Origin of the sequence: Psychrobacter sp. NPDC078631 (assembly GCF_050268165.1) — a bacterium.
GTDB lineage: Bacteria > Pseudomonadota > Gammaproteobacteria > Pseudomonadales > Moraxellaceae > Psychrobacter.
The window spans coordinates 352,403-375,487 of sequence record NZ_JBNNGG010000003.1; the positions used below are offsets into that span (position 1 = coordinate 352,403).

General features: G+C 42.3%; 25 protein-coding genes and 1 tRNA gene. 11 read left to right on the plus strand and 15 right to left on the minus strand.

Annotated elements, in window-relative coordinates; all coding sequences use genetic code 11:
* Positions 1–106: 106 nt before the first annotated feature.
* From ACQKCP_RS10275 to ACQKCP_RS10285, 3 genes are all read right to left on the minus strand, one after another.
* Entirely contained in the window at positions 107–832 is a 726-nt protein-coding gene (locus tag ACQKCP_RS10275; protein ID WP_427612253.1) for a LysE family translocator, read from the minus strand.
* Positions 833–988: 156 nt separating this feature from the next.
* Complete coding sequence (gene argE, locus ACQKCP_RS10280) at positions 989–2,257, minus strand: acetylornithine deacetylase (RefSeq protein ID WP_427612254.1); 1,269 nt, start codon at positions 2,255–2,257, stop codon at positions 989–991.
* A 48-nt stretch (positions 2,258–2,305) separates the two neighbouring features.
* Positions 2,306–2,959 (minus strand): UPF0149 family protein, encoded by a 654-nt coding sequence (locus ACQKCP_RS10285; protein ID WP_057761477.1) that lies wholly within the window; start codon positions 2,957–2,959, stop codon positions 2,306–2,308.
* A 212-nt stretch (positions 2,960–3,171) separates the two neighbouring features.
* Between ACQKCP_RS10285 and ACQKCP_RS10290 the strand changes: the two genes are divergently transcribed.
* A complete protein-coding gene (locus tag ACQKCP_RS10290; protein ID WP_057761479.1) occupies positions 3,172–3,612 on the plus strand; it encodes a hypothetical protein in 441 nt (146 codons plus the stop codon).
* Between the two features lie 108 nt (positions 3,613–3,720).
* Complete coding sequence (locus tag ACQKCP_RS10295) at positions 3,721–4,167, plus strand: cell division protein ZapA (protein ID WP_427612255.1); 447 nt, start codon at positions 3,721–3,723, stop codon at positions 4,165–4,167.
* 78 nt (positions 4,168–4,245) lie between these two features.
* Here ACQKCP_RS10295 and ACQKCP_RS10300 read toward each other — a convergent pair whose 3' ends face one another.
* The 4 genes from ACQKCP_RS10300 to ACQKCP_RS10315 form a co-directional block, all read right to left on the minus strand.
* Positions 4,246–4,536, minus strand: coding sequence for a hypothetical protein (locus tag ACQKCP_RS10300; RefSeq protein ID WP_427612256.1), 291 nt, complete (start codon positions 4,534–4,536; stop codon positions 4,246–4,248).
* Positions 4,537–4,833: 297 nt separating this feature from the next.
* Entirely contained in the window at positions 4,834–6,927 is a 2,094-nt protein-coding gene (gene glyS / locus ACQKCP_RS10305; protein ID WP_427612257.1) for a glycine--tRNA ligase subunit beta, read from the minus strand.
* Positions 6,928–6,936: 9 nt separating this feature from the next.
* Positions 6,937–7,938, minus strand: a complete 1,002-nt coding sequence (gene glyQ, locus ACQKCP_RS10310; RefSeq protein WP_427612359.1) for a glycine--tRNA ligase subunit alpha — start codon at positions 7,936–7,938, stop codon at positions 6,937–6,939.
* A 460-nt stretch (positions 7,939–8,398) separates the two neighbouring features.
* On the minus strand, positions 8,399–8,611 hold the full coding sequence (locus ACQKCP_RS10315; RefSeq protein WP_238052839.1) for a PspC domain-containing protein: 213 nt from the start codon (positions 8,609–8,611) through the stop codon (positions 8,399–8,401).
* 746 nt (positions 8,612–9,357) lie between these two features.
* On the opposite strand from ACQKCP_RS10315, the gene nadR reads away from it, so the two are divergent.
* From nadR to ACQKCP_RS10330, 3 genes are all read left to right on the plus strand, one after another.
* Positions 9,358–10,416, plus strand: coding sequence for a multifunctional transcriptional regulator/nicotinamide-nucleotide adenylyltransferase/ribosylnicotinamide kinase NadR (gene nadR, locus ACQKCP_RS10320; protein WP_427612258.1), 1,059 nt, complete (start codon positions 9,358–9,360; stop codon positions 10,414–10,416).
* Between the two features lie 108 nt (positions 10,417–10,524).
* The gene (pnuC, locus tag ACQKCP_RS10325) at positions 10,525–11,256 is read left to right on the plus strand and encodes a nicotinamide riboside transporter PnuC (protein ID WP_238052837.1); all 732 of its coding nucleotides are present in this window, start codon (positions 10,525–10,527) and stop codon (positions 11,254–11,256) included.
* Between the two features lie 221 nt (positions 11,257–11,477).
* A complete protein-coding gene (locus ACQKCP_RS10330; RefSeq protein WP_427612259.1) occupies positions 11,478–11,912 on the plus strand; it encodes a DUF962 domain-containing protein in 435 nt (144 codons plus the stop codon).
* Positions 11,913–12,083: 171 nt separating this feature from the next.
* Here the strand turns inward: ACQKCP_RS10330 and ACQKCP_RS10335 are convergent, their stop codons facing one another.
* From ACQKCP_RS10335 to ACQKCP_RS10345, 3 genes are all read right to left on the minus strand, one after another.
* The gene (locus ACQKCP_RS10335) at positions 12,084–12,695 is read right to left on the minus strand and encodes a nitroreductase family protein (RefSeq protein ID WP_427612260.1); all 612 of its coding nucleotides are present in this window, start codon (positions 12,693–12,695) and stop codon (positions 12,084–12,086) included.
* 109 nt (positions 12,696–12,804) lie between these two features.
* Positions 12,805–13,518 carry a pirin family protein gene (locus ACQKCP_RS10340; protein WP_427612261.1) on the minus strand — a complete coding sequence of 238 codons (714 nt, stop codon included), beginning with the start codon at positions 13,516–13,518 and terminating at the stop codon, positions 12,805–12,807.
* A 345-nt stretch (positions 13,519–13,863) separates the two neighbouring features.
* Positions 13,864–14,244 carry a DoxX family protein gene (locus ACQKCP_RS10345; protein ID WP_057761496.1) on the minus strand — a complete coding sequence of 127 codons (381 nt, stop codon included), beginning with the start codon at positions 14,242–14,244 and terminating at the stop codon, positions 13,864–13,866.
* A 137-nt stretch (positions 14,245–14,381) separates the two neighbouring features.
* Between ACQKCP_RS10345 and ACQKCP_RS10350 the strand changes: the two genes are divergently transcribed.
* Positions 14,382–15,287 carry a LysR family transcriptional regulator gene (locus ACQKCP_RS10350; RefSeq protein WP_427612262.1) on the plus strand — a complete coding sequence of 302 codons (906 nt, stop codon included), beginning with the start codon at positions 14,382–14,384 and terminating at the stop codon, positions 15,285–15,287.
* Positions 15,288–15,321: 34 nt separating this feature from the next.
* Here the strand turns inward: ACQKCP_RS10350 and nhaC are convergent, their stop codons facing one another.
* On the minus strand, positions 15,322–16,728 hold the full coding sequence (gene nhaC / locus ACQKCP_RS10355; protein WP_427612263.1) for a Na+/H+ antiporter NhaC: 1,407 nt from the start codon (positions 16,726–16,728) through the stop codon (positions 15,322–15,324).
* A gap of 216 nt (positions 16,729–16,944) precedes the next feature.
* A tRNA-Gly gene (locus ACQKCP_RS10360) sits at positions 16,945–17,019 on the minus strand.
* 530 nt (positions 17,020–17,549) lie between these two features.
* On the opposite strand from ACQKCP_RS10360, the gene ACQKCP_RS10365 reads away from it, so the two are divergent.
* The 4 genes from ACQKCP_RS10365 to ACQKCP_RS10380 all read left to right on the plus strand — a co-directional run bounded on the left by ACQKCP_RS10365 (position 17,550) and on the right by ACQKCP_RS10380 (position 19,962).
* Positions 17,550–18,362: a M48 family metallopeptidase gene (locus tag ACQKCP_RS10365; protein ID WP_057761502.1), complete on the plus strand. Its 813-nt coding sequence runs from the start codon at positions 17,550–17,552 to the stop codon at positions 18,360–18,362.
* 284 nt (positions 18,363–18,646) lie between these two features.
* Positions 18,647–18,967, plus strand: a complete 321-nt coding sequence (locus ACQKCP_RS10370; RefSeq protein WP_427612264.1) for a BolA family protein — start codon at positions 18,647–18,649, stop codon at positions 18,965–18,967.
* A 74-nt stretch (positions 18,968–19,041) separates the two neighbouring features.
* Entirely contained in the window at positions 19,042–19,401 is a 360-nt protein-coding gene (locus ACQKCP_RS10375; protein ID WP_057761505.1) for a SirB2 family protein, read from the plus strand.
* 165 nt (positions 19,402–19,566) lie between these two features.
* Positions 19,567–19,962 carry a hypothetical protein gene (locus ACQKCP_RS10380; protein ID WP_057761508.1) on the plus strand — a complete coding sequence of 132 codons (396 nt, stop codon included), beginning with the start codon at positions 19,567–19,569 and terminating at the stop codon, positions 19,960–19,962.
* A gap of 187 nt (positions 19,963–20,149) precedes the next feature.
* Here ACQKCP_RS10380 and trxC read toward each other — a convergent pair whose 3' ends face one another.
* The 3 genes from trxC to ACQKCP_RS10395 all read right to left on the minus strand — a co-directional run bounded on the left by trxC (position 20,150) and on the right by ACQKCP_RS10395 (position 22,388).
* Entirely contained in the window at positions 20,150–20,587 is a 438-nt protein-coding gene (gene trxC, locus ACQKCP_RS10385) for a thioredoxin TrxC (protein WP_427612265.1), read from the minus strand.
* A 148-nt stretch (positions 20,588–20,735) separates the two neighbouring features.
* Positions 20,736–21,356: a class I SAM-dependent methyltransferase gene (locus ACQKCP_RS10390; protein WP_427612266.1), complete on the minus strand. Its 621-nt coding sequence runs from the start codon at positions 21,354–21,356 to the stop codon at positions 20,736–20,738.
* Between the two features lie 159 nt (positions 21,357–21,515).
* Positions 21,516–22,388, minus strand: coding sequence for an MBL fold metallo-hydrolase (locus tag ACQKCP_RS10395; protein ID WP_427612267.1), 873 nt, complete (start codon positions 22,386–22,388; stop codon positions 21,516–21,518).
* Between the two features lie 378 nt (positions 22,389–22,766).
* On the opposite strand from ACQKCP_RS10395, the gene ACQKCP_RS10400 reads away from it, so the two are divergent.
* Positions 22,767–23,054: an ArsR/SmtB family transcription factor gene (locus tag ACQKCP_RS10400; protein WP_057761516.1), complete on the plus strand. Its 288-nt coding sequence runs from the start codon at positions 22,767–22,769 to the stop codon at positions 23,052–23,054.
* Positions 23,055–23,085 lie beyond the last annotated feature (31 nt).

Genomic DNA, 23,085 nt, shown 5'->3' on the forward strand with positions numbered 1-23,085 from the left:
AACGATTTAAAAATTAAAGTCAATAATTAATTTGGCTTGTATAGAAAATAATTTAATAAACGTGTGTTTAATTAATCACTGTGATTCAAAATCTTATCGGTAGTTTTTAAGCTATAAAACTATTTATCACTTCAGCCAATAAAGCGGCAGCAATGATTATAAATATTACCCCACATCCACGATTGAGCCAAGCTAAGCGATTACCCACATCGAGCCAACTTGCTAGCTTTTTGCCACCTAGTGTATATACGATCTGCCAAATCGTTTCGCTCAAAAACAAGCCGATGGTCAATAGAACATATTGTGGCCATAGTGGCGCACTAAAATTGATAAATTTAGGGAAAAAGGCCGCAAAGAACAAGATAGCTTTCGGATTAGATAGTGACACCCAAATACCAGTACGAAACAAGGTCGTGTTGCTCGGCGCTATTTTAGTAGCAGCACTAGAGAGTGAGCGCGGCTGTGGTGTAGGCAATCCATCAGTAGCAGCATAGTCTGCTGCTACCTCTGCACTCAACTCTTTAGCATCACTCATCAAGCTACTGTCACCAGCATCGCGCCATGAGCTGATACCCAAATAGATTAAGTATGCCGCACCCACGGCTTTAATGATTGTCAGTAGCCACGGTGACTGGCGACTGATTACGTCTAATCCAAGCAGTGTCGATAGCAGTAATACAAACAAGCCAAGGCTCAGACCTGCCAGTGTCCATAAGGTTCGTTTGACGCCATAGTTCATGCCATACTGAAATGCCAACAGCATATTAGGACCAGGGGTCGCTGAGATAAAAAACGTACTTGCGAAAAATACTGCAAACAGATGCCAAGACATCAACCCACCCCTACTTTGTCATGTGTAAATGGTTCTAATATGAAAGGCTATACGACTAAAAAATAAACACCGCCATTAAGACGGTGTCACTTATACCTATATATCAAAAAGTCTCGTAGAAATCATTAAAGAAACTACATGCCTTCTTCTGAATAATTATGACTGCATGGACGGCTGAGTCGTACAGCTATCTAACAACTTCTTTAAGAACGCATCGCAGCGTTCAATTTCGCTAAGCTCCACATACTCATCCGCTTTGTGTGCCTGTTCAATACTACCAGGGCCACAGATAATCGTTGGAATACCTGCATTGGTAAACTGACCGCCTTCAGTCGCGTAAGCCACTTTATGACGTTCATCATCTCCTGTAAGCGCAGCGATCAATGATTGCAACTCAGCACTATCGTCATCTGTCATTGCTGGGACGCTTTCTTCTTGCATCAGCTCAATGCCAGTCTCTGGCGCACGCGCTTGCATTTGCGCATTTAGTTCAGCGATTTTCACCTGAATGGGCGCTAGTATATCGTCTTGCGTCATGTGCGGCAGGTTGCGATAATCAAAAGTAAACTCGCATAGGTTGGGCACGATATTAGTCGCTGTACCACCGTGTATGGTACCTACTGACAATGTCGAATAAGGCACCGTAAATAACGCATCGTTATCATCACGAGCGCTCAGCTCTTCAGCAAGCGTATCTACATAGCCGACCAATCTGCTAGCGTAGCTAATCGCATTGACACCCTGTGCGATTAATGACGAATGCGCTGACTTGCCATGTACACGGCAACGATAAACTGCGATGCCTTTGTGTGCAACTACCATGGCCATGTTAGTTGGCTCACCGACGATACAATAATCAGGCGTGATGCCACGTGCTTTTAGGTCTGCCAAAATCAATGGCGCACCCAAGCAGCCAACCTCTTCATCAAACGACAATGCCAAATGCAACGGACGACGTAGCTGACCGCTATTCGATAACTGCACGGCTTGCGGCAATACCGTTAGTGCACAAGCGATAAAGCCCTTCATATCACACGCACCGCGACCATATAGCTTATCACCACGTATCGTCGCGGTAAATGGCTCTGAAGACCACGCTTGCCCATCAACTGGCACAACGTCGGTATGACCTGATAAGACCAGACCGTTATTGATAATATCAGCGTTTTCACCAGCTGGTACAGTCACAAACAAGTTAGCTTTGGTTTTAGCTTCATTAAAGGTCAAATCTACCGTCAAACCCATCTGCTCACAGTATGACTTTACATCGTTAATCAAAGCCAAATTAGAGTGACGACTGACTGTATCAAAGGCGATGAGACGTGTTAGCCAATCGAGGCTCTGAGTAGGGTGCTCAGCATTTTTCAGCTGGACATCGCTGCTACTATCAACATTATCGCTATTACTACTGTTATTTTGGATCATAAAATATCCTTACTACAATTTTCAGAACTATGATGTATCAGAGCTGCCTTACGATGGATTGTTATGGTTCATCACATCAACCACTGGCGGCATTGGTTTTGGTAGCTTACCTTCTGCCTGTAGCTCTTTGGTTGTTTTGGCATCGATAGATAAACCCGCGATGAGCGCGATATCTTTTACAGCCTTGCGTTTACGCGTGGCAAAGCTTACGGGGACCATACGAGCAAATTCATAGATATAAAGATAAGACTCTTCCCCACCTTCAAAATCTTCATCATCTTCGAGACGAATTGCGCCAATCTTAGCCAAATCAGATAGCATCTCGTTTTCTTCACTGGTCAAACCACAATCGGTAATACCAAAACCGGTCATAAAACCGTTTGCCCACTGTTTCAACGCCATCACGCGCTCGTATAAATCATGTTCATCATCTGGAATGAGCGGCATATACGCGTAGGCATCATCTTTGTCTTTTAGCTGAAACACGATGTCTTCCGCTTCTTCTGTCAGCAAGGTCAATGCAGGCTCTGGTAGCGGGGCAAAGCTGAGCTCTTCAAACACCTTAGCCCAAGTTGCTTCGTCGGGCGCATTACAAGCCGTCATAAGCCCTGTCATCATGCCATGCACTTCGCTGATAGACACGTCAGTCCAATCATCAAACGCGGTCAGCCAAGTATTCCAGCCAGAGATATTATCATTCATAATAGATGTCCTAGTAATTGATTATTGCTCATAAAATAAAAATAGTCGCGATAAAATGTCATGGACAAATCATCGATAAATAAAAGTGAAAAGACAAAGCCTGATGCTTGTAATTACTTTGTTGATATAGATATTATGCGGTCACCTATGGCATTATTAAATGCAGCGAACAAAATTCATTCACGCTTACTTGTTAAGGATAAAAACTGACTATGTATGATCAACTTAGAATATTAGAAAAAATGGTACTCGACATCAAAAAACAGTATCAGCTTGTCAGTGCTGAACTTAGCAGCTTAAAACAACATCCTGTTACTGATTCAAAAGAATTTGCCGCACTAAAAACCAAATTAGATAACAGTCATAACGAACGTGACGGTGCCAAAAAACAACTGAACGATCTCGACAAGCGCTATCAAAGTCTTGCAGAAGCGCACCATATGATCGGTGAAGAACAAGACAAACTGCAAAAACAGATTAGCCAATTACAACAACAAAACAGCGAGCTGCAACAACACAATAATGAGCTAAAGCAGCAGTATAGCGATATCAAACAACAAAACAGTGAACTGCAAAAAAAGAACCAATTGGCAGCCGAGCGTACGCAAGTCGTATTACAGCGCCTAACCCGTATCGATCAAGCAGAAGGCTAACGTTTTCTTGTAGCAGATAGCAAAGACGTACTGCTTATTAAACTGCCCAATGCTATTTGTAAAATCTGATATCACTCATTTCACTGACCAGACATTGTAGGATTTATCATGACCGATGACCAAAGCAAATCGATAGAAAAACAACCAAAAAATACTCAAGCGCCAAGTGCGCCAGTACCAGCGCAAAAAACGACACCAGCAGCATCAAATATATCAAGCGCCATGGCACAATCTAATACCAAAACACCTAAAGCGCCAGAACCACAAATCAAAAAAGTTGATATTGCAATTGCTGGGGTTACTTATCCAATTTTTTGTCCAGTACATGAGCAAGAAGAGCTACTGTCAGCGGTTTCGTATATCAACAACTATGCGCTCGATCTAAAAAGAGACGCGCCAAGCCTCAGTCAAGAAAGCATACTGGTACTGTGCTGCTTAAACTTGTATGAAAAAATCCATGCCAATCAAAGAAGTGATGAAGATCGCTTGCAGAAAGACAAACAGTCTGAGGTATTGCTCAATAAAATTATGAAGGATGCTCATTCTATTCTGTAGATGCATCGTATTGTATTAAACATATAAGCGCCTAGTTAATAAAGTTAGGCGCTTTTTTATGGTCAATTATTTATCTATTTATGCATAAGGCGTGTAGGTCTTGCCTGCGTGAAAGTCTGCCTGATGTTCATAATTGCAAAAGAACAATTCTTGGTTCGCTTCAACATTGCCATCGATAGCAGTATTTGATTTGGTTTCAAGTACACCGCGATATTCAGCCAAGCTGTTGCCACAGAAATTACACTGACGCGGAGTGGTCACATCCCCTTCTTTTGGCATCATACTCTTAGGTGCACGCGGGTACATAAACTTATAAAAAGCCCACATTGAAGCCCAGATAATAAGGATGACAATAATAACAGCAAACACGGCAGTGCTCCTTCGATTAGGGGTAAACGTGAGAAATAATGAAATCTACTAAATAAGATTATTTAACAAGTCTTGATAGCATAAATTTTACCGTCAATAATAGCGATAGTACAATGCCTTTACCGTTTAATTGCTAATTGCGCTAACTGACTGGTTATATCTAACGGATAACTGTATAAGTAAACCAGTCAACTCCATAACAAAAAACCTGGCCATGATAAGCCAGGTTTTTTATCAAAAGTAACCGTCAGGTTAAAGCAATAATCAAATAAAAATAACAATCAGCTTTTAGTAGGATTACAGCTGTAGCTCGCTGATATCAGCTACCGTCAAGAACAAGGCACGAACTTGTTTTAGCAATGCCAAGCGATTGTTTTTAAGCGCAGCATCTTCACTGTTGACCATTACTTGATCAAAGAACTGGGTCAACGGCTCATCTAAGCTAGCCAGCGTTTGCAATACTTGCGTATAGTCCGCTTGCTCCAGCAGTGGTTGTACCACTGTCTGTGCTTGCTGCACATTTGCATATAAGTTTTGCTCAGCAGGTTCAGACAGTAGTGCCTCATCGACTGTATCAGCAACGCTCACTTCTGACTTGGCCAATATGTTAGCAACGCGTTTGTTTGAATCAGCCAACATCGACGCTTGTGACAGCTCGCTAAATGCTTGCACTGCACGGATACGCTGATCAAAATCAAGCGGCATATGCGGGTTGATCGCTTGCACTGCTTGAATCGTATCGACACTAACGCCCTGCTCTGTATACATCGCACGATAGCGCGAGTTTAGGAATGCCATGACTTGGGTAAAAGTATCACCCATTTTGGCAATCTTACTACCTTCAGCATCACTATAGCCTTTAATCGCTTGCTCAACGAGCGCAACCAGGTTAATCGGGAGCTGCTTTTCGATTAAAATGCGCAAGATGCCAATAGCAGAACGACGTAAGCTAAATGGATCCTTTGAACCCGTTGGTGCTTGGTCAATCGCAAAAATACCAACCAACGTATCCAAACGATCAGCTAACGCTAAGCAAATGCCAATTGGTGTCTGTGGTAATACATCGCCACTGAATTTCGGCAGATACTGCTCTTCCAAACTGGCGGCGACCGCTTCAGGCTCATCATTTAGACGCGCATAATACGTACCTGCGATACCTTGTAATTCAGGGTATTCGCCAACGAGCGAGCTGGCCAAATCTGCTTTAGACAAAATGCCTGCACGTACTGCTTCATCAATACTAATATCAATGCCCTGCTGCTGCATCAACGTGGCGATAAACGCAGCAAGCTTAGCAATACGCTCAGACTTCTCCCAAATCGTACCCAGTTTGTCTTGGAATACGCGATTTTTTAGGCTTTCTGTGAGCGCAAACAATGGCTGCTTTTGATCTTGCAAGAAGAAAAACTCTGCATCAGCCAAACGTGGACGTACAACTTTTTCATTACCTTCAATAATCTGGTTAGGATCTTTTGATTCAATATTGGTAATAAAAATGAAATACGGCTGCAATTTGCCAGTTTTATCGGTTAAGCAGAAATATTTTTGATCCGCTTGCATGGTCGAGATAAGCGCTTCTTGCGGTACTTGTAAAAAGCGCGCTTCAAAGCTTGCTCTTAGCGCAATTGGGAAGTCGACCAATGCGGTGACTTCATCTAACAAATCTTGCGGTACGATGGCATCAGAATTAACTTCATCTGCCAATGCTTTGACTTGGTTTTTGATCAGCATTTGACGCTTATCAAAATCTGCTACTACTTTTAGACCACTTAGTAATTCTTCATAATCATTGGCATGAGCAATACTGTGATAATCAGGGCTATGGAAGCGATGACCACGCGTTTGCGTACCAGTCTGATGACCTTGGATAGTGGCATCGATGACAGTATCATCCTGCATCAATACTGCCCACTGTACTGGACGTACAAACTCGTTACGGCTAGCGCCTGAGCGCATACGCTTAGCAATCGGCAGATTATCTAGTGCAGTTTGAAAAATTGCAGGCAGTAGCTCAGTGGTCGCTTGACCACGGATAGTCTGCTCAAAACCAACATAGTCACCTTTGTCGGTTTTGATCGTCGTAAGCTCGCTGGCTTCAATACCTAAGCCTTTGGCAAAACCCATGGCCGCACGTGTTGGATTACCCTCTGCGTCAAATGCCGCTTTAATCGCTGGTCCGCGTTTTTGCTCAGTACGATCTGGCTGCTTATCGCTAATACCTTGAATCTGAATTGCCAAACGGCGCGGAGCAGCAAAGGCTTTGATACTATCAAAGGTAATATCTGCTGCAGTTAATTGCTCAGTAACACTGGCTTGTAGCGCATCACGTAATGGTTTTAGGCTCTTTGGAGGTAGCTCTTCACACCCCAGTTCAAATAGAATAGTACTCATGGGATGCTCCTATTTATCGTTAGTAGATTGGTTAGTGTCAGTAGTTTCTTTTGCTATGCCGTCTGCTGCTAAGCTGTCTGCTGCCACGTCTTCTTTTGGCAAATACTTATCAAGTGCGGCTTGGCGATGCTCTTCATCAGCCAATGGGAAGCCCAATTTGGCACGAGCTTCGACATAACCAAAAGCAACCTTACGAGCAAGCGTACGCACACGTAGGATAAAACGCTGACGCTCAGTCACTGAAATAGCGCCGCGTGCATCAAGTAAGTTAAACGCATGAGATGCTTTTAATACCATTTCATAAGCGGGCAACGGCAATCCTGCATCGACCAATTTGTCGGCTTGTTGCTCGTAAAAATCAAACATCTCACCCATCATTGGCACATCAGCGTGCTCAAAGTTGTAGGTAGACTGCTCGACTTCGTTTTGATGAAAGACATCGCCATATGTGACACGGCCAAACTCACCGTCTGCCCAGACCAAATCATAAACGCTATCGACGCCCTGTACATACATGGCCAAACGCTCAAGTCCGTAAGTGATTTCGCCAGTGACTGGGAAGCACTCGATACCGCCAACTTGCTGGAAGTACGTGAACTGCGTGACTTCCATACCGTTTAACCAGATCTCCCAACCCAATCCCCACGCACCAAGCGTTGGCGATTCCCAGTTGTCTTCTACAAAGCGCACGTCATGCACCAATGGATCAATACCAATGGCTCGTAGTGAGTCCAAATACAGCTCTTGGATGTTCGGTGGATTCGGCTTTAGCACGACTTGGAACTGATAATAATGCTGCAGGCGGTTCGGGTTATCACCATAGCGCCCGTCAGTAGGACGACGTGATGGTTGTACATAGGCTGCATTCCAACGCTCAGGACCTAACGAGCGCAAAAACGTCGCGGTATGAAAAGTACCTGCACCGACTTCCATGTCGTAAGGCTGCAATACAACGCAGCCTTTATCGGCCCAATAATTTTGCAAAGTTAAGATTAAATCTTGAAAAGTCATCGGTTGAGAGTCTTTATCTTGTGTCATCGGGGTTATCGCTTGGGATGTCATAGTTTCGGTTTTCATAGTAAAGCCACTGTGAAATGAGTATTATTAAATAAATCTCTGATAGCGCTCGCGCGACCTATTCGGCAACGACTCTATCTGCCTGCTCACCTTACTAAAAATTGACTATTTTATCCATATTTACATCAACTAAATTTGCATAGTGCGCACAAAACTTCGGTTGTATAGCGTATTTTCAGGTAAATCATCATAGAAGTCGCACTAATATAATGAATAAAAAAATACCCAAATGCGCTAGCATTCGGGCAGGAGGAAAATTGTATCTTGGGCATCCTGATTGATCAGGCTTTTTATTTTTTGGAGGTTTACTGTTTTTAACAACTACGTCTAACTTAAACTTAACTCTTTAACTGGTTCAAAAAAACTAATTTTAAAGATAACTATCAGGCTCCCACTATTGATAAGACTGATTATTAGCTTTTGGCATAATTATCCATAGGATGATATAAATCAAAATGCCTGGTACTGCTGCGCTTAATGATGAGATTATTACAAATAATACTCTCACCCATGTTGGCGACCAACCAGCATACTCTGCAATGCCACCCATCACACCTGCTATCATGCGATTGTTTGGTGAGCGATGTAATTTTGCTAACTTAGCCAAATCAAATACCTCTCTAGTTTCTATTCTTGTTTATTTTTTATTCTATTTTTCTAACAGTCTTACATATTTAGCTAAAACATTATCTTGCTTTGCTAACTTACGAATCAGTATATCAATAATTCAGGATTTATCTGTTGAAGGTATAGCAGTACTTTGTGAGTTTATGCTACTCAAGCTTACCCTAATCTGTCATAGCACCATGCAAGCCCCTGATTTTAAATAGTTATTTCAAAATGTTTCAAAACCGCCTTTGTTGCTATAACCTTGCAATTTAGCTTCACGTATCTCGTTATTTTTAATTTAATCAAAGAGATAAGCTCGCTTTATAACGCTAAAATTGAGTCAAACTTTTGATAGTCTGAATAATATTTTAGCTAACCAATTTTACTCAGTTAAAAAATTCTCAATTAAAAAACGTGCGATTCCTTGTACGTTCGATATACCTTATTTTTACAATAACTCACCTGCAAATCATCCAAAACCTTTATACCATGCTGATTAGCAACTTAGGTTTTTCAGATGTTCTATGATGAAAACTAGGACACTGCTCAACTATTAGATAAAAATACCTTTACGAAGAAGATTAAAAGTAAGTAACGTGGTTGGTATTACTATTCTTAATAGATTTCTACTTTGGATCTTGATAGATGTCTAGTTTGGATCATTTAACTTAGACAGCATCAGCCATATTTTTTGGAATAGACATGGAACACTGAGATTAGAATAAAAAAATAATAAGGATAATTATGTACGACACTGGATTGATGATTGGACATTTTGAGCCCCTGCACTTAGGGCAGATGCGCAGCATATTGGATGCAGCAGGACAAGCCAAAACCTTGCATATCGTTATTATGGCGCATCCATCGCCGCATCCAGATTTTACCATTACCTTACAAGACAAAGCGCGTTGGCTACAGATGGCCTGTGCCGACTTGCCATTTATTCATATTCATACTACCCATGAGATTGAGCTACCGCTGCACGAGCATCTGTATAGCACTAGCGATGAAGTCAGTATCGATGTCGCTGCTAGTAATGCCAAATTACAACGCTTAATGGATGCCTTATCACTACCAGCAGAGACTGTATTGTTTATAGCGGACAACCATCCGCTCACTCGCAATGACATACAAGAGCAGCTGCTTTTGCCAGTCGTTACTACGCCGCTACAGCCGGAGTTTGACTCTTATGCGATTGCGCGTGATCCCGTTGCACATTGGTCAGCACTTCATCCACAAGCGCGCGTCGACTATACCAAGACTGTCGCTATCGTCGGCGGTGAAAGCTCAGGCAAGACAACGCTGGTACATAAGCTTGCCAATTATTATGGTGCCAGCTTTGCCCTAGAAATGGGTCGTCTGTATGTCGGTACGGATTTGGGTGGTAGCGAGGTTGGATTACAGTACAGTGATTATGGCCCTATTTGTCTCGACCATGCTCAGGCAATACGTGATGCTAAAGCCAATGCAACGGCCCCTATCACCATCGTTGATACTGACTTTGTCACTACGCAAGCATTTTGTGAAGAGTATGAGGGTCGCACGCATCCCTTTGTGGCTGCTTGTATTGATGAGTTTCGTTTAGACCACACCATTATGTTAGATAACAATACGCCATGGGTTGATGATGGTATGCGATCTTTGGGTACGCCTGAAGCTCGTGGACGCTTTGAGCAGCGTTTGATAGATATTTTTGCGCGTCACGATATTACGCCGCATATGATCGATCAGCCCGACTATGATGCTCGCTACCAGCAAGCACTATTATTAATCGATCAATATATCTATGGCAAAAAATCATAAACTGTACTGAGCATATTTATAATAATTTATTCACTAGCACACGTTATTTAACTAATACATGACAGTTAGCACTATGTTGATATCAATATTTACTTTAGGGGAAAAGCGATGCGTATTCAGCTATTGGACAACATCACCGGAAAATGGGCGATGCAATGGATTATCATTTGGTTTATTTGCGGGGTCATTGCCTTGTCCGCAGGTTTTTGGCTCACCACCGACCATACCACGCTTGACTGGTTTTATTTAGCGGTCTCGTTCATTGGTTTGGTTTGCGTAGTCTCGCTGTCATTTCGCAAAAATGTCATGGGCAATGGCTTTGGTATGGGGGCAACCGCAGGGGAGGTTATCGTACAGGCAACGTCTGGTGCAGTAGGCTTAATGCTTGCTCCATTATTTAACTTTTTTACCCATGTTTACGGTATTTTTTATTGGTCGAAGCACACCGATCCTGATGGCGACATGATACCTAAATCAGCAAGTAAAGCTGTTTGGTTGATTACCGCTGCCTTCATCATCGTTGGACTTGCACTATTCCCTACGGTAAATGACTTATTAGCAAGCTATGGTTATGCGGTCGTACAGGATGATAGTAGTCTATTTTTGGGATTTATCTCTTTCTTTTGGATTAATGTGATTGCCTTTGTGCTTTCTATTACCGCTCAGGCAGCTATGATTCTGCGTTATTCATTTAATTGGTGGTTGTGGATTATCGTCAACTTCGTCTGGCTCATTGTGAATCTGATGTCTGGTAACTATATCTTTGCTATTCAGACTATGGTGTATCAAGTAAACGCCTTTATCGGCCTGTATGAATGGCATCGCAGCGAGCAGGGATAACGCGTCTCTTATACAAAAACCCCTTGGAAGTTTGAATAAAATCTTGCTGATATAGTATCAATAGTACGAGTGAACTTGACTGTGCCGTCTATCAGATAACGTGGTAGACAGGCGCAATTAGTGCTACAACTGATATTAACAATCGTATTCATACTGAGATCAGTAGCGAGTCCATTAGCGAGTATAAGTTACTTATTTTATTTACTAACAGGGAGGTTAGTATGTCTCGTCAACCAAAAATGTCCAAACGTACGCTAGAGCAATGGCTTAGTGAGTACTCTGTCAGTCATCAAAACTTGGTCAATAAAAAAATCCATTGGCTATGTGTGCCAACTATCTTTGTCAGCCTGTTAGGTATGGGTATGTCGCTATCCGTATGGTTTACCTTGGTACTAAGCGCATTGGTATTACTGTTTTATATGCGCTTATCTACGCCACTGTTTTTAGCGATGGGGATATTTATTCTTATTTGTCTGTCAGTGATGGCAGCGATGCCATGGGGCTTTAAAGCATGGGCGGCGGTATTTATAGTTGCTTGGATTGGCCAGTTCATCGGTCATAAGATCGAAGGCAAAAAACCTTCTTTCTTTAAGGATTTACAGTTTTTGTTAATCGGTCCAGCATGGGTGGCTAATAGTTTGATGCAGCGTAAATAGTCGTCAATCTCTGCAGGAATTCATTTTAGCTTTAGACTACTCAACAACCTCTACAACTTTTACCCTTAACAAAATAATATCACCAATGAAAAAGCGCCACCCAGAGATTACTGAGTGGCGCTTTTTGTTTTACATAAGCTTTTAGGGCTATATAGAATAGACTACCCTATCTTATGCACCAAAAACTTTCATACGCTCTTCGACTGGCTTAAATGCTTTTTCGCCCGCTGGCTGCTCAATTGTTCCAAATACCAATTGTGCATTTAGCGTCCAGTCTTTGTCGATATCCCAAGCACTAGCTACTTTTTGATCGATTACTGGATTGTAGTGCTGTAAGTTTGCGCCAACATCGATACTGGCTAGTGCCGTCCAGATAACATACTGATGCATGGCGCTGGTTTGACTTGCCCAGATTGGGAAGTTGTCAGCATATAGTGGCGCTGCTTCTTGCATGCCTCTGACGACTGCTTGATCTTCAAAGAACAGCACCGTACCAGCACCATTACGGAAACCATTGACACGCTCTTTGGTCGATTTGAACTTCTCTTCGTCACCAACGATTTCACGTAACGTATCTTCGGTCATATCCCACAACTTACGATGATCATCGCCGAACAATACAACGATACGCGTAGATTGCGAGTTAAACGACGATGGCGTGTGCAAAATAGCATGCTCAACTATTTTTACGATTTCATCATTAGCTACTGGTAGCTGGTTGCTTAGCGCATAGATAGAACGACGTTTCTCTGCTAGCTGATGTAATGTTGTTAAATCTGACATAGTGTTTCTCCACGTTGTTAGTAAAATAGTTATTAATAAGAGTAATTTTTAACGTTAATATTTATTGGTATGAGTACTTTAATTGATAAAGCACTTTGCTATCCGATGACTACATAAATAGCGGTACTTCCATCACTAGCACACGGCTAGCTACTGTTGCGTCCATCGTAAAGCTCTGAGTATCCCAAATGCAAAGGCCGTCACGAGTAAACAGGACTTGGCCATTTATCACGACCTCACCACTGATGACAAACACGTAGACACCGTTGTTAGGATTATTTAACTGATAAGTTTGCGATATATCTTCGTCAAAATCACCCATGCTAAACCAAGCATCTTGATGAATCCAAACCCCTGCATCATCAGCATTAGGCGATAGCACTTGGCTAAACTCGTTAGGTCGCATGATATCGCCCATATGCACTTGCTGATAACGCGGTGCGACATCCATTTTGTTTGGTTTCACCCAAATTTGCAAAAACCTCACAGCCTCTGCATCGTCACCGTTCATTTCACTATGGGTAATGCCTGTACCCGCTGACATTACTTGAATTTCGCCAGTTTCTATGACGCCCTCGTTGCCGATACTGTCGCCATGAGCGAGCTTGCCGGATAGAGGAATACTGATAATCTCCATGTTTCGGTGCGAGTGCTTATCGAATCCCTGACCGCCAATGACAAAATCATCATTAATAACGCGTAATGCACCAAAGCCCATACGCTCAGGATTATGGTAATTGGCAAAGCTAAAAGTATGTCTGCTTTTAAGCCAGCCATGATTGGCATCGCCACGTGAGTCTGCTGCATGATAGATTGTTTTCATAATTCGTCCTTAGCTATCAACAGATTAATCCTCTATATACTTATTATCGATTAATCTATTTAAACAATGGACTTATTATAATTACTAATTCTACATAGATAAACAACGCTAAATGCAATTAACTATTCTGTTTTGTAGAACAATCAGAGCAATTTTAACGTAATACAGATTTTTTACATATATTAGCACAGCTAACTTTGTATAAATTACTTTAAGTTATGCTTATATAAAAAATTGTCTGCTGTTGAGATTTTCTGTGAAAATGTTCATGACGCTCTTTATTTAAACTACCTCTTTATAATTGTTCTTCGTAAGCGTATAAGAGGTAACTCAGCTACTGATTGTTTATCGCTTATTATCTATTGAGTAAGCACCCGCACCATGAGCAAAAATCATTAAAAACCCACCTGCGATTGAAATATTTTTCATAAATGAGATCATCTGTGATTCGTCAGTCCAGAACTGATGAAAAATAATGGCTGACACGATGCTAAACCCGGCAAACAAGAAAGCAATTGGGCGAGCTTTATAACCTAGCAAGATAGCGATACCACCTAATACCTCAAACGCGATTACCAATGGTAGTAACATACCAGGCACACCTACTGATTCCATATAGCCTTGAGTAGTCGCATAATCTGTGATTTTACCAATGCCTGCAAAGATGAAAATGATTGACAATAATAGACGGCCGAGCGGCGCGCTAAATTGCTGTAATTTGTCCATAATGATGCTGCAAAAGTGTGTTTAATCATGTCTTTAAGTAGAGAATAGCGCGATTATAGGCGTTGACTAGCATGGGACAAACAGCAATAATCACAAATATAAGTTCTTGGTGTAAGAACAATCATGAGGCATCGATAATGGGTCAATTAGAAGACATGGCGATGTTTGTACGCATTGTTGAGGCAGGTAGTATTACCAAAGCTGCTGAGCAGTTAGATATTGCAAAATCAGCCGTCAGTCGCCGACTCAAAGAATTGGAAGAGCGTTTAGGCAGTCAATTAATCAGCCGTACTACCCGCCAATCTAAATTGACGCAAGCTGGTGAGCAATATTATCAGCAAGTGAACCATATCTTGCGTGCGGTTGACGCTGTCAATGAGCATACTACTGACGCTCCTATGCGTATTGAAGGTACGCTAAAAATGACAGCGCCGTTGTCCTTTGGACTCATGCATTTGAACGATGTGATTGATAAATACGCCAATAAACATCCCAATCTGAGATTCGATCTGGATTTTTCTGACCGACGTATCGATTTGATTGAAGAAGGCTATGAGTTGGCCATTCGAATCGGAAAGCTACAAGATTCTAGCTATCAAGCAAAAAAGTTAGCATTGATTCGTTGTGTGATTTGCGCCAGTCCCGATTATTTGGCAAGAATGGGCATGCCTGAGACGCTAGATGATTTAGACAACCATGCGCTATTGCAATACAGTCTCGGTCAAACCAATAGTATAAACTTGGTGGATACTGAAGGCAGAAGTCATCATCGTACGATAGATGCCAAAATCAAAGCCACCAATGGTGAGTTCTTAGTGGATTTGGCAGTCAAGGGCCATGGGATTACTTTTGTGCCAACCTTTATAGCTTATAAACAACTGGCGCTGGGCGAGCTTGTACCTGTCTTCCAACACTATCAACTGCCAACCCTAACCGCTTATGCTGTTTATCCAAAAAATCGTTTTTTGTCGCAGCGTTGTCGCTACTTGATTGATTTTATTGCAGAGCAATTCGGTGACAACCCGTACTGGGATCAATATTAATCAATACTCTTATTATCCCTAACGATATCAATTGCTATTGATTTTTGGTCGCCGTCCCCTCTTTCACTCTACTAATCGTCACCCCAGTGAAGCCGAATAATATCGTCAACAATAGTGATAAATAACAAAAGAACGCATAAGGCAAGTAGTCTAATACCGGCACCCCTAACGTCTGACTGATAAACACCCCGCACACACTCCAAGGCACTAATGGATTAATCACCGTTCCTGCATCCTCAATCGTCCGCGACAAATTCTTTGGATGTAAATGTAGACGCTCAAACGTCGACCGAAATGCCGTACCTGATAATAGAATACTCAAATACTGCTCACCAATCAGCACGTTAATGCTCAGTGCCGACATCGCTGCCGCAAATATCGCTCGTCCTGAAGTCGTCAATGTATCCTTAATACCAGATAGTAGTGCTGGCAGAATCCCTAATGCCGTTAACAGACCACCTAAGCTTAATGCCAGTATCACAATCGCCTGGGTAAAGAACATACTCTGTACACCGCCACGCGACAGCATACCGCCTACCTCACCCAGCTCTAATGACTCAGCAGGAGCATAGCCTGCAAACAGATAGCCGCCCAGTTGACCAAAGCTTGGTGAGCTATGTACATAAGTAATGATCAGTGCCGCGGCAATGGTACAGATAATCGTATAAATCGCATTAACCCGAAACAGTGCTAGTCCGACTAATATCACAAACGGCAGTACCGAATATCCATGTACCAAACCACTGTTGATGAGCTGACCTTGCAATATAGTCACTTGACTCAGATCAGCACTGGTCGTCTGTCCTGAGAACATCCAAAACAAGATAACCGTCAATATCCATGCCGGTACTGTCGTATACATCATATTACGAATATGCTCAAACAGATCAATACCGACGACAGAGGACGCAATCGTACAAGTATCGGACAATGGCGACATCTTATCGCCAAAGAAGGCGCCTGATACTACCGCCCCTGCTGCTATTGCCACATTGGCATCAAACGCATTACTCATACCAATAAACGCCACGCCCAAAGTCGCTGCAGTCGTCAAACTACTACCCAAAGCAATACCAATAATAGAGGTTAAGATAAAGGCAGAGATATAATAGTACTCAGGTGAGATCAGCTGAAAGCCTACATACATCAGTGTAGGAATCGCTCCTGACATCATTAGAGCCGCAACCATCAGTCCAATGAAGAAGAACAAATAGATAGCACCAATACCGCGCATGACACCTGAGGCCATTTGCGCTTGCATGTCATCAAAGCTGAGACCTTTATACATACCGATAGCCAGTAGCACACAGATAGCCAAGATAAGAGATAGATGAGGCACCCAGCCAAAACCAATCATGGTGATACCCATGATACCGATGACGATGGCGGATATGATAAAGGCGAGTTTGGCACTGATTAATGTGAGCGGTTTTGGTGGCATTGGATGCCCTTATGTTGCTATAGGTTTAATTTTCTCAAATATTTAAGTTATGCGTCAATTCTTCAGTATTTATTATGGCTAGACCCTGTCTTGCTTCTAGTTAGCTTTAGTTTTTGCTTTCTATGTTCTCGCTATCATCTAACTTAGGACAGATTTTACACATAAAAAAAAGCCTCACTGTGAAGTGAGGCTTTTTGCGCTTTTTCAAGCCATATTTGGAGCGGGAAAAGAGATTCGAACTCTCGACCCCAACCTTGGCAAGGTTATGCTCTACCACTGAGCTATTCCCGCTTAGTATCAATCCGTAGCGTTGTTAACAACTACTCCGTCTCGATAGGCTGGCTATTTTAGCAAATATTCTGTGGGTGTCAACACCTTTTTTAGAATTTATTTTTAATATTTTTAGCTAAATGCCCTTTTTATTAGATAAATCAACATAAGCAATTGATTTAAAAACAAGAATTAATTTTAGCTAAATAAAAAATATTTCACATTAATTATAGAACTTTAAGTCTGAGATCTACTTCCCTTAGCTTTATAACGGTCATAAGAAAATCGATAAAAGAAAAACGCACTATTTTCACTCTAGTAAAAACATATCGCACTTACAATCATACGCTTTATTGTTACTTTTCCTATCTTGGTTTTAGGTGGTTAACATTATTATACTTATGTCCAATGGCAGTTAAGGTAAACTTTTACTGTTTAAGCGGATGGATGAGCACTACTAAAAGATCAATAAATACGGCTCCAACATTTGCTGCACTATTTTTCAACTTGTTTGACTTTACGTTTTTCCATCTTATAGAGAGGATATTTTTATGAAGAAGTTATTAACCACGACAGTGATGGCCGCTTCGTTGTCAGCACTGACTTTAACTGGTTGTACCAGCACTACCAATTCTGGCGCAGTTGGTGTTGATCGTCAGCAGTTACTATTAGTGTCTAGTGAGCAAGTATTGGCGCTATCTGCCCAAAGCTATGCCAAAACAATACAAGACGCAAAATCAAAAGGTGTGCTAGATACCAATACCGCTCAGCTAAACCGCTTAAAAAATATTGCGAACCGTTTGGTTGGTCAAGTTGGCGTCTACCGCGCAGATGCAGCCAAATGGCAATGGGAAGTACACACCATCAAGTCTAACGATTTGAATGCCTTTGTGGTGCCGGGTGGTAAGATTATGTTTTATTCAGGCATCATCGATCGTTTGAACCTCACTGATGATGAGATTGCTGCCATCATGGGTCATGAAATCTCTCATGCACTACGTGAGCATTCACGCGAGCGTCTGTCACGCGAGTATGCAACCCAAACTGGTATTGGTCTGGCTGCTAGTATATTTGGCTTATCACAAGGACAGGCTGAGTTAGCTGGTACTGCGGGTAATTTAGGCTTGAGCCTACCCCACAGTCGCACTCAAGAAAGCGAAGCTGATCAGATCGGTCTTGAGCTGATGGCACGTGCAGGTTATAACCCTCAGGCGGCTGTTACGCTTTGGCAAAAAATGCAAAAAGCAAGCCAAGGTGAGCCACCACAATTCCTTAGCACTCACCCAACGAGCAGCAGCCGTATCGCAGAGTTACAGTCATTGATGCCAAAAGTTACGCCTCTATATCAACAGTCGCGCCGCTAATAAGTAGCTAATTAGCTACTTTTAGGTTTTAGCAGTGCCTGTTTAAATATCATAGAAGCAAAGTGCAGCCAAAGCGTTGTGCTTTGCTTTTTTAGTTATAGCCAGACATTACAGGCTTTATCATTGATAAGCATTGCAGTTGATAAGCATTGTAATCAGCAGGGTTTGCAATTGTTCGATTTGGCAATCGCACTCTATCCCGCCTACCGTGTCTGTTATAATGCTGATAAATATTATTTGCAGATTGCTCAATCAAATTGCGCAAAATACATTGAAGGATTGTTATGAGTACCACACCTACTGCCGACACACTTCATACCGAATTACAAGCACTTGCGCCGCAGCATATCGAACTGATCAATGAGTCGATGTCGCATGCCGGTTACTTTGAAGGTAAGGAAAGCCACTTTAAGCTCACTATCGTTAGCGATGCATTTGAAGGCAAAAGACTGGTCGGGCGTCATCAGCTGATATATGGCTTAGTCACGCCTTTGCTCACTTCGAAAGGCGGCCAAGTACATGCCCTCGCTATCCATGCCTATACTCCGACAGAATGGCAAGGTCAAAGTCCTGCGAGTCCCTTATGTGCTGGTCAAAACAAATAGCCGATGATGTTTGAATCGCAACTACATATTTTAAATTAGCCTATATACTGCAGTTTTAGAGGGAGCAATATTCAATGAAACATCTACATATGCTGATGGCAGCGCTGACTGTTGCGCTATTTTTATATCAAAGCTACTTAGTACTCAGCGCAGATAGACGCGCACCACGAGCAGTCAAAATAGCCACACATATTATCTATGCCCTGCTTATCCTGTCAGGTGCGATGATGCTAATGCAATTGATGGGTGCCAATGCTCCTGTACAGTGGGTGTTTGCCAAAATCATCTTACTTATCGCTGCTATTAGCTCAAGCATTAAAGCGTTTAAGGTTGATGCGACACCTGTGCAAAGAAAAACAGGTATCCTTATCGCTGCCGTTGCCTATATCGGGATCGTAATACTTGCCTTTGCCAAGCCAGCAAACTTATTTTAATAAGCGATTTTCTATTTTAATAAGCAAACGTTTTAGAAAGCTGTCGATATTTTGATGACATGATGCGAAAATTTTTCATCATCGATGGATTTTCAATATCTTAATTGCGCTATTTTTGCTATCTTAAATAGATATAAATACAATCACTTAGCCACTGGAGCCATTATGAAAACGTTTACGACAGCGACACTACTAGCTGGCATTTTTGCGCTCTCAGGCTGTGCCTCTACTGGTAACATCACCCCGCAATATGTACCGCCAAGTACTTATCAAAATTATAATTGCCAAGCACTTAGCCAAGAGTACACTCGCGTCAACCGCTATGTCGAAGCGGCTCGCAACGAGCAATCTACCCTATCGGCATCAGGCGTCGGTGTTGGTGTCTCTGCAGGACGCTGGGGTATCTCGCCGAATATCAGTTTTGGTCTAGGCAAGAGCAACAATACCAAAGCACGTGATGCAAAATTATCACGTCTCTACGGTGAGCGTGATGCAATTGTCCAGTCAGCACGCATTCAGCGTTGTAGCTTTGCCAATGGTATCAAGATTTATGGTGAATAAGCTTAAGCAAGTGCAAAGCTATCTAAACGACTAAGATAGTACATGACACCATAAAGTAGTACATGAAATAGCAAAAAAGCCAATATGCAGATCGCGTATTGGCTTTTTTATTGCTACGGTTTTCTGTAAGAAAACATAAGTATTTGGATAAATAGCCTGGATGATAAGCAGTCTTATATAACTAGTACTACGACTGTAAGCTTTGTACCCACTGAATGATTTGATGACTTGGTAATGCGCCCGACTGTCGCGCAACTTCTTTACCATTTCTAAAAGCAACCATCGTTGGTAAGCTGCGAATATTGTAAGGAGCGGCTGCCTGCTCGTATTTATCCGTTTGTACCTTAGCGAAGACCACCTGCGGTAATTGGCTAGCAGCGCTCTTGAACTCTGGCGCCATCATGATGCAAGGTTGACACCAACTCGCCCAAAAATCCACGATAGTCAGCACATCGTTCTTTTGGATGACCTTATTGACTGTTTGCGCATTAAGCTCATGCGGACTGGCAGTCAATAATGGCTGACCACATTTACCGCACTTTGGCGCAGCGCTTAATCGTGCAGCAGGTACACGGTTGGTTGCTTGGCAATGTGGGCATACTAGATGAAAATTTTGCTCACTCATTATTTAATTCCTATTCTAATTATTTTGTCATTTCAAATACTGTTCATGAACGCTCTTATCTAAAGGCTAGTTGCGTTGCTTGTTGTAGTTATAGTCGTCATCGCGTTGATTGGTAAATAATTTTAGCATAGTTAATTGGGCTTATCCTTTATGCGAGTTGCTGTGCCACACCGCTATACACATAGCTCATCGGTCGTGGACCAGGCAAATACGCTTCGCTCAACTCATCAATAGCAAACCCACCTTCTCTAATAAGCGCCGGAATATCGCGATCTAAATGACACCCACCTGCTATAGGCTTCCAAAAAGGTGTCAATCGATGCTGCCAACGCTCAACAGAAAAATCTGGTGCCAGTCCATGCTCACAAAATAGTAAGCGACCGCTAGGTCTTAGCACGCGCGCCATTTCTCGGAGCGCGGCTACTGGGTCATCAATACTGCACAAGGTAAAAGTCATTACAATCGTATCAAATTGATCTGTATCAGCATGAATACCTTGTACATCGACAGCTATCACTTCAACCGGAATGCCAATGCCAGCCGCACGCTCACGAGCCAGCGACTGCATTTGAGCCGCTGGATCCACACCAATAATAGAAGAGACTTTATTAATATCATAAAACTGTAAATTCAGACCGCTGCCAATGCCAATCTCCAGTACTTTACCGAGCGCTTGCGGAACAATTTTAGAACGTGCTTTCATTACATTACCCGTACTACAGGCAATATCTATCATCTTTGGCAACACATAGCGCTCGTAAGGGTTCATTGCTCTCTCCAGTTATTGCCGCCCTTAGCGCTTGCAGTTGGTCATACATAGCATCTAAAAACGGACAGTCTACAGGTTAGCATTCTTATAGATATCAATCATACGATACTTGCGTAGTGCTGCATCAGGTAATGATCTTCAGTTATTAAACTGTTTAACTTATCCACCAAGGACATTGATCGGTACTTTTAGATAACGTGTACCATTGTCTTCTGGCTCGGGGAAATGTCCTGCATCAATATTGATTTGTACAGCAGGAATGATAAGGCGAGGCATATCTAAAGTCGCATCACGGCGCTCACGCATCTGTACAAACTCTGCTTCGTTTATACTGTCTTTGACGTGGATATTTTCTAGTTTTTGTGCGGCTACTGTCGTCGTTGGACAATGCTGACGACCTTTGCTTGGATAATCATGACACAGATACATGACCGTATCTCCAGGAAGTGCTAGCAGCTTTTGAATAGACTGATAAAGCGTTTTGGCATCTCCACCAGGGAAATCGCAGCGTGCTGTACCGACATCAGGCGCAAACAACGTATCCCCAACGAATACCACTGTTTTCTCATCATCAGCGGCTAGATAGGCCATATCGGCACGCGTATGACCGGGTACATACATCGCAGTGATAGTAATGTTACCAAGCTCTAAGGTCTCGCCTTCGTCTGTCAAAATATCAAACTGGCTGGCATCAGTGCGGAAGCTAGTGTCAAAGTTAAAAATTTGCTTAAAGATTTTTTGTACTTCGGTGATATGCTGACCGATGACTAACTGTCCGCCAAGGCTTTCTTTTACATGGATGGCCGCTGATAAATGATCTGCATGCGCATGAGTTTCAATAATGTACTTGAGCGTCCAATCCTGCTCACGTACAAACTCAATCACTTCATCGACACTACTGGTATTGGTTCGGCCTGACTTAGCATCGAAGTTCAATACAGGATCGACAATGGCGCATAATTTTTGCTCAGTATCAGCAAGTACGTGGGTATAGGTTTCTGTATCGCTATCTAAAAAAGAATGAACTTGCATGGTGGCCTCTTTAATTATTTATACATAAGTTATTTATACATATTTTGGTCATAGGGATTTTTATCTTTAATTAACCCTTAAGTATGATATTCAGTCGTATATAATGCGTTCCTACGACTTGTCTGATGCCACCAATATAACAACCACCATACAATTTATCAATTTATATAATGTAATTAATGATAACTTGCTATGTGGCGTGATATCATTGATAATCAACTATATATTGTTCAAAACATCATGGTATTTGTTACCCTCTAATGTAAGGAATTTGTTCTGACTATTTCTATTTCAGCCGAAGGTACACCTACTCGCAGTACCACTGACGATGGGTCATCTGATACTGCAGATTTAGTACCTGCCGATCTTGCCAAGCAAATGCAGCAAGCATCGCTACAAGCCAGCCAACTATTAAAGTCGCTATCGCACCCTGATCGCCTACTTCTTCTTTGTCAATTGACCCAAGGTGAATATTGTGTCGGTGAGCTTGAGGATTTGGTCGGGGTTGGACAGCCGAGCTTATCGCAGCAACTGGGTATATTGCGTAAAGACGAGCTGGTCGCCACACGCCGCGAAGGTAAGCAAATTTACTATAGTATCGCAAGCGAAGATGCGCTAGCTGTACTCGATCTGCTGTATCAACGTTTTTGTGCCAAAGCAGAATAACGCTGCTCTCGCCTAATTATTTGTACTATCT

Coding starts and splice junctions, on each gene's coding strand:
- ACQKCP_RS10275 (WP_427612253.1), bottom strand. CDS start 832: ATGTCTTGGCATCTGTTTGCAGTATTTTTCGCAAGTACGTTTTTTATC.
- argE (WP_427612254.1), bottom strand. CDS start 2,257: ATGATCCAAAATAACAGTAGTAATAGCGATAATGTTGATAGTAGCAGC.
- ACQKCP_RS10285 (WP_057761477.1), bottom strand. CDS start 2,959: ATGAATGATAATATCTCTGGCTGGAATACTTGGCTGACCGCGTTTGAT.
- ACQKCP_RS10290 (WP_057761479.1), top strand. CDS start 3,172: ATGTATGATCAACTTAGAATATTAGAAAAAATGGTACTCGACATCAAA.
- ACQKCP_RS10295 (WP_427612255.1), top strand. CDS start 3,721: ATGACCGATGACCAAAGCAAATCGATAGAAAAACAACCAAAAAATACT.
- glyS (WP_427612257.1), bottom strand. CDS start 6,927: ATGAGTACTATTCTATTTGAACTGGGGTGTGAAGAGCTACCTCCAAAG.
- glyQ (WP_427612359.1), bottom strand. CDS start 7,938: ATGACTTTTCAAGATTTAATCTTAACTTTGCAAAATTATTGGGCCGAT.
- nadR (WP_427612258.1), top strand. CDS start 9,358: ATGTACGACACTGGATTGATGATTGGACATTTTGAGCCCCTGCACTTA.
- pnuC (WP_238052837.1), top strand. CDS start 10,525: ATGCGTATTCAGCTATTGGACAACATCACCGGAAAATGGGCGATGCAA.
- ACQKCP_RS10330 (WP_427612259.1), top strand. CDS start 11,478: ATGTCTCGTCAACCAAAAATGTCCAAACGTACGCTAGAGCAATGGCTT.
- ACQKCP_RS10335 (WP_427612260.1), bottom strand. CDS start 12,695: ATGTCAGATTTAACAACATTACATCAGCTAGCAGAGAAACGTCGTTCT.
- ACQKCP_RS10340 (WP_427612261.1), bottom strand. CDS start 13,518: ATGAAAACAATCTATCATGCAGCAGACTCACGTGGCGATGCCAATCAT.
- ACQKCP_RS10345 (WP_057761496.1), bottom strand. CDS start 14,244: ATGGACAAATTACAGCAATTTAGCGCGCCGCTCGGCCGTCTATTATTG.
- ACQKCP_RS10350 (WP_427612262.1), top strand. CDS start 14,382: ATGGGTCAATTAGAAGACATGGCGATGTTTGTACGCATTGTTGAGGCA.
- nhaC (WP_427612263.1), bottom strand. CDS start 16,728: ATGCCACCAAAACCGCTCACATTAATCAGTGCCAAACTCGCCTTTATC.
- ACQKCP_RS10365 (WP_057761502.1), top strand. CDS start 17,550: ATGAAGAAGTTATTAACCACGACAGTGATGGCCGCTTCGTTGTCAGCA.
- ACQKCP_RS10370 (WP_427612264.1), top strand. CDS start 18,647: ATGAGTACCACACCTACTGCCGACACACTTCATACCGAATTACAAGCA.
- ACQKCP_RS10375 (WP_057761505.1), top strand. CDS start 19,042: ATGAAACATCTACATATGCTGATGGCAGCGCTGACTGTTGCGCTATTT.
- ACQKCP_RS10380 (WP_057761508.1), top strand. CDS start 19,567: ATGAAAACGTTTACGACAGCGACACTACTAGCTGGCATTTTTGCGCTC.
- trxC (WP_427612265.1), bottom strand. CDS start 20,587: ATGAGTGAGCAAAATTTTCATCTAGTATGCCCACATTGCCAAGCAACC.
- ACQKCP_RS10390 (WP_427612266.1), bottom strand. CDS start 21,356: ATGAACCCTTACGAGCGCTATGTGTTGCCAAAGATGATAGATATTGCC.
- ACQKCP_RS10395 (WP_427612267.1), bottom strand. CDS start 22,388: ATGCAAGTTCATTCTTTTTTAGATAGCGATACAGAAACCTATACCCAC.
- ACQKCP_RS10400 (WP_057761516.1), top strand. CDS start 22,767: ATGCAGCAAGCATCGCTACAAGCCAGCCAACTATTAAAGTCGCTATCG.